Origin of the sequence: Streptomyces sp. NPDC006265 (assembly GCF_040613555.1) — a bacterium.
Taxonomy (GTDB): domain Bacteria; phylum Actinomycetota; class Actinomycetes; order Streptomycetales; family Streptomycetaceae; genus Streptomyces.
The window spans coordinates 1-10,242 of the sequence record NZ_JBEXSH010000262.1; the positions used below are offsets into that span (position 1 = coordinate 1).

The 10,242-nt window shown below is 69.6% G+C and carries 6 protein-coding genes and 1 pseudogene; 5 read left to right on the forward strand and 2 right to left on the reverse strand.

Annotated elements, in window-relative coordinates; translation table 11 throughout:
* The first annotated feature begins 145 nt into the window (after positions 1-145).
* Positions 146-1,534, forward strand: coding sequence for an OFA family MFS transporter (locus ABZ281_RS21555; RefSeq protein ID WP_356657734.1), 1,389 nt, complete (start codon positions 146-148; stop codon positions 1,532-1,534).
* Between the two features lies 1 nt (position 1,535).
* A complete protein-coding gene (locus tag ABZ281_RS21560; protein WP_356657736.1) occupies positions 1,536-2,939 on the forward strand; it encodes an OFA family MFS transporter in 1,404 nt (467 codons plus the stop codon).
* A 69-nt stretch (positions 2,940-3,008) separates the two neighbouring features.
* Here ABZ281_RS21560 and ABZ281_RS21565 read toward each other — a convergent pair whose 3' ends face one another.
* Positions 3,009-4,190 carry an IS30 family transposase gene (locus ABZ281_RS21565; RefSeq protein WP_356657744.1) on the reverse strand — a complete coding sequence of 394 codons (1,182 nt, stop codon included), beginning with the start codon at positions 4,188-4,190 and terminating at the stop codon, positions 3,009-3,011.
* 297 nt (positions 4,191-4,487) lie between these two features.
* Positions 4,488-5,582: a putative sulfate exporter family transporter gene (locus tag ABZ281_RS21570; protein ID WP_356657738.1), complete on the reverse strand. Its 1,095-nt coding sequence runs from the start codon at positions 5,580-5,582 to the stop codon at positions 4,488-4,490.
* Between the two features lie 106 nt (positions 5,583-5,688).
* Between ABZ281_RS21570 and ABZ281_RS21575 the strand changes: the two genes are divergently transcribed.
* The 3 genes and pseudogenes from ABZ281_RS21575 to ABZ281_RS21585 form a co-directional block, all read left to right on the forward strand.
* Positions 5,689-6,720: a LysR family transcriptional regulator gene (locus tag ABZ281_RS21575; RefSeq protein WP_356657740.1), complete on the forward strand. Its 1,032-nt coding sequence runs from the start codon at positions 5,689-5,691 to the stop codon at positions 6,718-6,720.
* 280 nt (positions 6,721-7,000) lie between these two features.
* Positions 7,001-7,786: a GntR family transcriptional regulator gene (locus tag ABZ281_RS21580; protein ID WP_356657742.1), complete on the forward strand. Its 786-nt coding sequence runs from the start codon at positions 7,001-7,003 to the stop codon at positions 7,784-7,786.
* A gap of 5 nt (positions 7,787-7,791) precedes the next feature.
* Positions 7,792-10,112: pseudogene (locus ABZ281_RS21585) on the forward strand (fumarate reductase/succinate dehydrogenase flavoprotein subunit); the annotation flags it as partial.
* Between the last annotated feature and the right edge of the window lie 130 nt (positions 10,113-10,242).

The following is a 10,242-nucleotide window of genomic DNA, read 5'->3' on the forward strand; positions in this document are numbered from 1 at the left end:
GGACGGCGGGGGGGCGGTACTTGAGGTGAGTGCGGGGGGGCGGGCCGACGGTGCGCGTCGGCCGGCCCCGGAACCCGCACGCGCACGAAAGGCATGGGACAGGGGGCGCTGGCCAGATCTTTCGACGCAAGGGGTGCGACACGACATGACAACGACCGATCTGCCCACAACGGTTCCCTACCGGGAGGTCACCGACGCGAACGGCCGCGTCTACCGCCTCGGTGAGACCGACATCGACATCATGGGGCGCAAGCGCAAGTGGATGGTGATCCTGCCCTGGATCGGCATGATGGGCATCTCCTCCGCCGAGTACGCGTTCGCGTCGGCCGAGGACACCCTGCACACGGCGCACAGCTGGAACAGCATGCACATCTTCTGGATGATGACCGTCTGGGTCTTCTTCCAGGCGGCGGTGGCCTTCCCCGCGGGCAAACTGCGTGAGAGCGGGAAACTGCCGGCCCGCTGGGCCATGATGCTCGGCGCGACGGGCACGCTGCTGGGCTACCTGTCCCTCGCCTTCGCGCCGCACGTCGTCTTCGCCTACATCGGCTTCAGCATGTTCAGTGGCATGGGCGCGGGCATGGTGTACGCCACCTGCGTCAACATGGTCGGCAAGTGGTATCCGGAGCGCAAGGGCGGCAAGACCGGATTCGTCAACGGCGGTTTCGCCTACGGCTCGGTGCCCTTCGTCTTCCTCTTCAACGGCTACATGGACCTCACCAACTTCCGCTGGGTGCTGGTCTCGGTGGGTGTGCTCCTGGCCGGAATGGTCGCGTGCTCCGGCTACTTCTTCAAGGACCCGCCGAAGAACTGGTGGCCCTCCTCCATCGACCCGCTGAACCCGCCGGACGACCCGCGCGCGGCCCGCTCGCTGCGGATGAACCCGCCGGCGGTACGCCAGTACTCCCCCAAGGAGGCGTGGAAGACCGGCCGGGTCGCCCTGATGTGGTTCTGCCTGGCGTGTACGTCCGGCGTGAACATCTTCGGTATCGCCTTCCAGGTGGAGATCGGCGAGGAGGCCGGATTCGCCGGCGGGATCGTGGCCACCGCCATGTCTCTGAAGGCGGTCGTCAACGGCACCGGCCGCGGCGTCATCGGCTGGCTCTCCGACCTCTACGGCCGCAAGCGGTGCCTCCTCGTCGTCTGCCTCATCCTGGGCCTCGCCCAGTACGGCATCCTCTGGTCGGCCGAGAGCAAGAACCTCACGCTGTTCCTGATCTTCTCCGCGATCTCCGGCTTCGGCGGCGGCGCCATCTTCCCGATGTTCGCCGCACTCACCGCCGACTACTTCGGTGAGAACAACAACGCGTCCAACTACGGCATGGTCTACAGCGCCAAGCTCGTCTCCGGTCTGGGCGCCGGCATGGGCGCCGTGGTCGTCGGTGCCTGGGGGCACTCCGGTGCCTTCATCCTGGCCGGCTCCATCTCCCTCTTCGCCGGCTGCGCGGCGGTGTTCCTCACCCCGCCGGGACGCGACAGGAAGACGGGCCGTATCTCCCCCAACCCGCAACCGCTCGGCGAGGACACAGCCTGACATGACGGCAGATCCGTACGAAGCCAGCACGTCCCCCTTACCCTCCGACTTACCCTCCGACGCCGCACACCGTCCCTACCGCGAGGTGACCGATCCCCACGGCCGCGTCTACCGCCTCGGCGAGACCGACCGGGACATCCTCGGCCACTCCCGCAAGATCATGGTGTATCTGCCGTGGATCGCCATGATGGCCATCAGCGTCTTCGAGTACGCCTACGGCTCCGCGGAGGACACCCTGTCCCACGCGCACGGCTGGACGCAGAGCAACACCTTCTGGATCCTCAGCGTCTGGGTGTTCTTCCAGGCCGGTATCGCCTTCCCGGCGGGCTGGCTGCGGGAGAAGGGCCATCTGCCGGCCCGTTCGGCCATGTACATCGGGTCGGGCATGTGCCTGCTGGGGTTCCTGGCCCTGTCACACTTGGACAACGTACTGTCGGCCATCCTCGGGTTCGGCGTGGTCGGCGGGATCGGCGCCGGGCTCGTCTACGCCACCTGCATCAACATGGTCGGCAAGTGGTTCCCGGAGCGGCGCGGCGCCCGCACGGGGTTCGTCAACGGAGGGTTCGCGTACGGGTCCCTGCCGTTCATCTTCATCTTCAACTACGGCTTCGACACCGCGAACTACCACCGGGTCCTGGACCTCATCGGCTGCTACGTGATGATCGTGGTCGTCGCCTGCGCGTTCTTCTTCAAGGACCCGCCGAAGAACTGGTGGCCGGCGGACATCGACCCGCTGACCTTCTCCGGCGACCGGAAGAACGCCGCGAGCCTCGCCAAGAACCCGCCGGCGGTACGGCAGTACACCCCGAAGGAGGCCCTCCGCACGGGCATGCTGCCGCTGATGTGGATCTCGGTGGTGATGACCGCCGGTGTGTCGATCTTCGGCATCTCGTTCCAGGTCGACTTCGCCAAGGACGTGGGCTTCGGCCCGCTGGTGGCGGCGTCGTCGATGGGCGTGATGGCCGTCGTCAACGGCGTCGGCCGGGGCGTGGTGGGCTGGCTGTCCGACCGGTGGGGCCGCAAGCCCACTCTGGTGTTCGTCATCGTCGTGCTGGGCCTCGCCCAGTTCGGCGTGATCTGGGCGGGCGACCTGAAGAGCGAGTGGCTGTTCCTGTTCTTCGCGTTCCTGTCCGGCTTCGGCGGCGGCGCCTTCTACCCGCTGTTCGCGGCGCTGACTCCGGACTACTTCGGGGAGAACTACAACGCCACCAACTACGGGCTGGTCTACAGCGGCAAGCTGATCAGCGGCCTGTTCGGCGGTGGACTGGGCTCGATGGTGGTCGCCGCCTGGGGCTACAACGGCGCGTACGCGCTCGCCGGGGGCGTGTCGATGCTCGCCGCGGTGGTCGCCCTGCTGCTGCGCCAGCCGGGACGCACACCGGCACGGGCGCGGACCGCCGGCTGACGGTCGCCGCATCCATGAGGAGGCCCCTCCCCGTGGCGGATTCTTGGAGTCCTCGCAACACCTGATGGTTTATGTGGCTGTCAGTAGATCACGCAGACGCTCGGCTGGGGTGTCCCAGTCGAGCGTCTTGCGTGGTCGGCCGTTGATCTCCTGAGCAACGTGTTCAAGGTCTTCCCGGCCGTGGACCCTCAGGTCGGTGCCTTTGGGGAAGTACTGGCGCAGCAGCCCGTTGGTGTTCTCGTTCGAGCCGCGTTGCCAGGGCGAGTGGGGGTCGCAGAAGTAGACCGGGACCCCGGTCGCGACGGAGAACTGCTTGTGCCCGGCCATCTCGCAGCCTTGGTCCCAGGTCAGCGAGCCGCGCAGATGCGCCGGCAGGGTTTCGACCAGGCCCACGAGCACGTCGCGCACTTCTTCGGCGGTATGCCCGCCGGGCAGATGGCCCAGCATGACGTAGCGGGTGGAGCGTTCGACCAGCGTCACGATCGCCGACTCGCTGCGAGTGCCCACGATCAAGTCGCCCTCCCAGTGCCCGGGAACGGCACGGTCTTCGACCTCGGCCGGACGCTCGGAGATCATCACCATGTCGTCCACGAACCGGGCCGTGCGATGGTCCGGGTGACGACGGGGCCTGCGGCGGGCGCGTCCCGTGCGCAGCGCTGCGGCGACCTCCCGTTTCAGGCCGCCGCGCGCCTGAACATACAGCGCCTGGTAGATCGTCTCCGTGCTCACTCGCATGCTCCGGTCGTCCGGATGTTCCTTGGCCAGAGCGTGGCAGATCTGCTCCGGAGACCATCGCCGGCGCAGCCCGTCGGTCACGAACTCACGCAGCGGCCCGGCCTGGGAGAGCTTGCTCGTCTTCGGTCGTGGGCGGGACGCCGTCCATGCCCGGTGCGCCGCATGGGCGCGGTAGACGCCGTTGCCCGAGCGGGCATCGACCTCCCGCTTGACGGTTGAGGCCGGGCGGCCCAGGGCCCGCCCGATCGCGCGGAAACCGGCACCCTCCCGCCGCAGGTCGGCGATCTTTTCCCGCTCGGCCAGCGTCAGAAAGCGCGGATGCATCTGCTGGTCGAGCCGTGCCGCAGCCACCTGCGGGCACTGGGGTTCCACGAGCGTCGTCACGCCAGTGTTGTAGTCGACGTGCCGCCCGTCCGGGTAGGTCCGGGTGTTCTTCGTGCGCCGGACTCCGTAGTCCCAGTCCTTCGCGGTGCGTTCGTGCACCCCGACCTGCTCGGCAGCCTTCCGTCGGGACACCCCCGCCGCGCGCAGCTGCTTGTACTCGTCCCGACGTGGGTGGCGCCGGTCCAGCCGCCGAGACCGCATCCCTGCCCGACGCGCCCACCCGAACGCCGTGTTCCGGTTCAGCCCGACCTCACGAGCTGCCGCCGTCACGTTCCCCAACCGCTCCAGCGCCTCGAAGAACTCAACCCTGCACGCCTCGCGCTCATCACCCGTCAACGACACGGTCCCCGCAACCTCCAGAATGTCTGGGTGTTGCGGGGACCGTTAGAACCCGAGCATCGAACAGGGACTCCCTCTGCCACAACGCACTCAGAGCCGCCCGGTGATCGACTGGAGACCGACGCCGGTCGCGGCGACGGCGGCCCAGAGGATCGCACCCAGCAGGAGTGGCCGCGGCCCCGCCTCGCGAAGCTTGGCGAACTTCAGCGACAGACCGATCCCCGACAGGGCCAGAGTGATCAGAAATGTGCTGATCACGGGCAGTGTTGGCTCCCATGAGGCAGGGATGCCGCCATATGTGGCGGCCGCTGACGCGAGCAGGAATCCAACGATGAACACGGGGAACGCGCGCCAAATCCTCCTGCCCGCACCCTCGTCCCCCTGGGCGTCCCGCGCTCGCCGACTGAAGGACCGCCAGAGCACCAGGGCCACACAGATCGGCACGATCATGAGACTCCGGGTCAGTTTGACCACCACCGCGTACTGCCCGGCCTCGGTTCCGTAGCTGTAGGAGGTGGCGACGACCGAGGACGTGTCGTTGATCGCGGTGCCGCTCCACAGCCCGAACGCCTCCTGCGACATACCGAGAAGGTGGCCCAGCGGGGGAAACAGGACAACGGCGGCGATGTTGAAGGTGAAGATGGTGCCGAGGGCATAGGCGACACGGGCCTCGGCGGCGCCGACGGCGGCGGTCACCGCGGCGATCGCCGAGGCTCCGCAGACGCCCGTGCCGACTCCGGTGAGCAGCCTGGTCTCCGGGTGGACACCCAGCAGTCCGCCGACGGCCCAGGCACCGAGCAGCGCCACGGCCAGCGTGCCCAGCATGACCGGCAGTGACCCCACCCCGACGCGCAACACGTCACTCAGCGAGAGTCCGGTCCCGAGCACGATGATGGACGCCTGCAGGACCTGTCGGCCCACGACCGCGAACCCGGGGTGCAGACGCTCGGCCGTTCCGTAAGGGGCCATCCGTCTCAGCAGGGCTCCGGCAAGAGCACCCACCACGATCCCGAACACCGGGCCGCCCACGGTCGGGACGAGACGGCCCAGCCAGGCGGCCGGCAGCGCCACCGCCACCGCCACCGCAAGTCCTGGCAGTACGGCACCCGTGGCGCGCCCGGCGCGCCTCGTACCGGCGAGCACGCGTGGCAGCGGCTTGACCGGCAGGGCATGGGACGATTCCATGACGTCTCCCTTCCTGCAGCTCAATGGCGATCTGCACCTGCACGATCGCCGGGTCCCGCCGGTCTCCGGTAGAACTGCGTTTCAGAGGAGGTCATAAGCAGTGCTGATGGGCCTTCCGCCGGGGACACCGGAACTGAAAGTGCTGGACCTGCTGGTCTCCGTCGCCCAGACCGGCAGCCTCGGCCGGGCCGCCGCGCGGCACGGGATGAGCCAGCCGGCGGCGAGCATGCGCATCACAGCGCTGGAACGGCAGTTGCGGCTGGTACTGCTCGAACGCGGCCCCACCGGGTCACGCCTCACCCCGGCCGGGATCGCCGTCGTGGACTGGGCGCTGCCGGTGCTCGACGCGGCCCGGGCGCTGGTCAGTGGTGTCGCGGCACTCCACGCGGATCAGCAGGGCCGACTGCGGATCGCCGCGTCGATGACCATCGCGGATCACCGGGTGCCGGGGTGGCTGATGGCCCTGCGCACCAGGCTCCCCGGGGTCAAGGTCGCCCTGCGGGTCGGCAATTCCTCGCAGGTCGCCGACATGGTGCGCGGCCGTGAGGCCGACCTCGGTTTCGTCGAGGGCCCGCACGCGCCAGACGGACTCCGCAGCCGCACCATCGCTGAAGACGAACTGGTCGTGGTCGTCGCGCCGGGGCACCCGTGGGCCAGACGCAGACAGCCGCTGCCGCTGCGGACACTGGCGGCCACGCCCTTGATCGTGCGCGAACAGGGCTCGGGCACGCGCGACGCCGTCTGGGAAATCCTTCACCGTTCGGCGGGAACGGCGCTGTCCCCGCATGTACTCGACACTCCCGCTCCTCCTGTGTCTTCGGATCGGACCCCTCCCGCCACGGTCTCGGCCAGTGCCGCCGGACGTGTCCCCGCTCAGCCGGCGAGCCGCGAGGAACCCGCGCCGCCCGCGGCGGAACTGGGTTCCACCACTGCGATCAAGTCGGCCGTGTCCACGGGTTACGCACCCGCGGTGCTGAGCCGTCTCGCCGTATCCGCCGAACTCGAAGACCGTCGGCTGATCAGCGTGCCGCTGGAGGAACCCGCCCTGCTGCGACGGCGGTTCCGGGCCGTCTGGCTGCGGGAGACGCCCCCGGTGGGGCCGGCGGCCACCCTGCTGACTCTGATTTCCCGCAGGTAGCGGCAAAGGACGGACGACCGCGCGAGCGACGGCCACCGTCGCGCCCGTGGACTGAGGTATGCGTGACCGTTGCCGGGCAGCGACCGTGGCGTTTGCCGCGCCAAAACCCCTGCCCGCCGGGCGCCCGCAAGCCCTCCCGGAGCCCGCAGCCCTGGCGGTAACGGCTCACTCACGCCCGTTCTCCCAGGTCAGGAGGGTTCGGGCAGAGATGAGCTTGGCGTAACCGATGCGTAATTGCGGCAACCGGTCGGCGTAACACGTCATCCGCAACATTCCGGCCATGACAGCGATCGCCGCAGGTGGCAGAGGTTCAGGTAGCCGTGTCGCACCGGTACGGCGCATTCGGGACGTGCTGCGCGCCCGCATCCTGACGGGCGTATACGGAACCCGGCCGTTGCCCTCCGAGGCGGAGCTGGCCGCGGAACTGGGGGCCAGCCGCAACGTCGTTAGGGACGTCCTCGCGCTGTTGCGCATCGAGGGCCTGGTCGACCGGATCCCGGGGGTCGGAACGTTCGTCGTGTCGGGAAAGGCCGTACAGGGCCTGGACCGGCTGCGCGGGCTCGCGGAGAGCTTCGACACCGGCTGCGAACGTGTGGTCAACCAGGTGCTGCTGGCGGACACCGTGCCCGCCACACCCACCGTCGCCGAGCGCCTTGAACTTGCCCCCGGCACCGAAGTGGTCGCCCTGGAGCGGGTGCGGCTGCTCGACGGTGAGCCCCTGTCGCTGGACGCCAGTTACCTTCCCGCGGACATCGGCCGGCCCCTGCTGGAGATGGACCTGGCGCGGCACGACGTCTTCGGGCTGCTCGAAGGCGAACTGGGACTCCCCCTGGGCGCCGCCGCCTTGTCCATAGAGGCGATCGCCGCGGACCGTACCGTCGCCGACCTGCTGCGCGTGGCGGACGGCTTTCCCCTGCTGTTCCTCGAACGGCTGACCTACACCAACGCGGGCCGGCCGATCGATCTCGAATTCGTCCGATTCCGCGGCGACCGGATGTCCCTGGCCGGCTGGCTCCACCGCACCCCCGACCCGCTGCTGAACCACCCTTCCACCGAAAGGGGCTGACCTCCGTGCAGATCCCACCCCAGTCTCAACGCCGCGAGTTCACCTGCGACGTTCTCATCGTCGGCGGGGGCACCGCCGGTACCATGGCGGCCCTCACCGCGGCAGCGAACGGCGCGGACGTCCTCCTGCTGGAGAAAGCACACGTCCGTCACTCCGGTGCCCTGGCCATGGGCATGGACGGGGTGAACAACGCCGTCGTTCCGGGCAAGGCGACCCCCGAGGACTACGTCGCGGACATCACCCTCGCCAACGACGGCATCGTCAACCAGCGCACCATCTACGAGACCGCCACCCGCGGCTTCGGCATGGTGCAGCGCCTGGAGGGCTACGGCGTCAAGTTCGAGAAGGACGAACACAACGAGTACGCCGTGCGCAAGGTGCACCGCTCGGGCAGCTATGTGCTGCCGATGCCGGAGGGCCGCGACGTCAAGAAGGTCCTGTACCGCACGCTGCGCGCCCGCCACGTGCGCTCCCGGGTCACCATCGAGAACCGGATCATGCCGGTGCGGGTGCTCACCGTGGACGGCCGGGCGGTCGGCGCCGTGGGATTCGACACCCGGTCCGGGGAGTTCGTCACGATCTCGGCCGGCGCGGTGATCCTGGCCGCCGGGGCCTGCGGACGCCTGGGCCTTCCGGCCAGCGGCTATCTGTACGGCACCTACGAGAACCCCACCAACGCCGGTGACGGCTACGCGATGGCGTACCATGCGGGCGCGGAACTGTCCGGTATCGAGTGCTTCCAGATCAACCCGCTCATCAAGGACTACAACGGGCCGGCGTGCGCCTACGTCGCCAACCCCTTCGGGGGCTACACGGTCAACGCCGACGGCAACCGCTTCGTCGACTGCGACTACTGGTCCGGCCAGATGATGGCCGAGGTCAAGCGCGAACTGGACAGCGCCCGCGGCCCCATCTACCTCAAGCTCAGCCATCTGCCGGACGCCACGATCAACCAGATCGAGGGCATCCTGCACACCACCGAGCGGCCCACCCGCGGCACCTTCCACGAAGGCCGCGGCCACGACTACCGCACCCGCGACATCGAGATGCACGTCTCGGAGATCGGACTGTGCAGCGGCCACTCCGCCTCGGGTGTCTGGGTCGACGAGCACGCCGCCACCACGGTGCCGGGCCTGTACGCCGCCGGGGACATGGCCTGCGTACCGCACAACTACATGATCGGCGCCTTCGTCTACGGGGACATCGCCGGCGAACACGCCAGCGGCTTCGCCGCCTCCGCCGGCCACCCCGCGCTGCCCGAGGACCAGATCACGGCGGCGCACGAACTGATCTACCGGCCGCTGTCAAACCCGGACGGACCGCCCCAGCCGCAGGTGGAGTACAAGCTGCGCCGGTTCGTCAACGACTACCTCCAGCCGCCCAAGACCGAGCGCTACCTGACCCTCGGTCTGGAGGCGTTCGGGCGGATGAACCGCGAGATCGCCGCCATGGGAGCCCGCACTCCGCACGAGCTGATGCGCTGCGCCGAGGTCACCTTCATCCGGGACTGCGCCGAGATGGCCGCGCGCGCCTCACTGGCCCGTACGGAAAGCCGCTGGGGCCTGTACCACCAGCGTGCCGACTGGCCCGAGCAGGACGACGCGAACTGGTTCCGGCATCTGAACCTGCGCAAGAGCCGAGCGGCGGGCGCGGGGGAGACGGGCGAGATGGAGACGCTGACCCGGCCGGTGGCGCCGTACATCGTGCCGGTGCCCGGCTTCACCCGACCGGACGGGGTGCCGGACGTGCCCGCCCCGACCGGTGCCGACCTGGCGGCGGTGTGGGGATGACCAGCGCTACGCCCGCGCAGGGCGGCCCCCACCGCATCCTGGCGCTCCTCGAACTCGCCGAGGAGGTCCCGACCACCGAGGAGCTGGCGGAGTTCCTCACCGACGCCGACCCCGATGTGCGCCGCACCGCGCTGACCGTGCTCAGTGAGGCGGCGGAATCCTGGGAGGAGCCGTCGGCGGTCTTCGCCGCGGCCCTGCTGGACTCGGATCCAACCGTCCGCCGGGCCGCCATCGAACTGCTCGGCGAGCTGCGGGAGGTGCTGGTGCCCGGCGAACGTTTCACACGGTCGCTGCGCGAGGCGTGCGGACACCGGGACCCCGACGTCCGGAGCGCCGCGGTGGTCGCTTTGTGGCGTCACCGGCTGTGCACGGTCGACGAGTTGACCGCCCTGCTGACCGATCCGGACGAGGCCGTGCGCTGCGAGACCGTGCTGGGGCTCGTCTCCCTGGACGCACTGGACGCGCTGGCGGCCGCCGCCGGTGATCCGGCCGCCGCCGTACGTCTCGCCGTGGCCCGGGGGCTGGCCGCCGTCGGAGACCCGCGCGGCGCCGCCACCCTGATCCGCCTCGCCGGCGGCCCAGGCGGCCCGTACCCCGCGCATCGCCCCGGCCACGGCGTACGCCCTCGGCGTGCTCCACGCCGACCAGCGGCACGAGGTGGAGGCG

Coding starts and splice junctions, on each gene's coding strand:
- ABZ281_RS21555 (WP_356657734.1), top strand. CDS start 146: ATGACAACGACCGATCTGCCCACAACGGTTCCCTACCGGGAGGTCACC.
- ABZ281_RS21560 (WP_356657736.1), top strand. CDS start 1,536: ATGACGGCAGATCCGTACGAAGCCAGCACGTCCCCCTTACCCTCCGAC.
- ABZ281_RS21570 (WP_356657738.1), bottom strand. CDS start 5,582: ATGGAATCGTCCCATGCCCTGCCGGTCAAGCCGCTGCCACGCGTGCTC.
- ABZ281_RS21575 (WP_356657740.1), top strand. CDS start 5,689: ATGGGCCTTCCGCCGGGGACACCGGAACTGAAAGTGCTGGACCTGCTG.
- ABZ281_RS21580 (WP_356657742.1), top strand. CDS start 7,001: ATGACAGCGATCGCCGCAGGTGGCAGAGGTTCAGGTAGCCGTGTCGCA.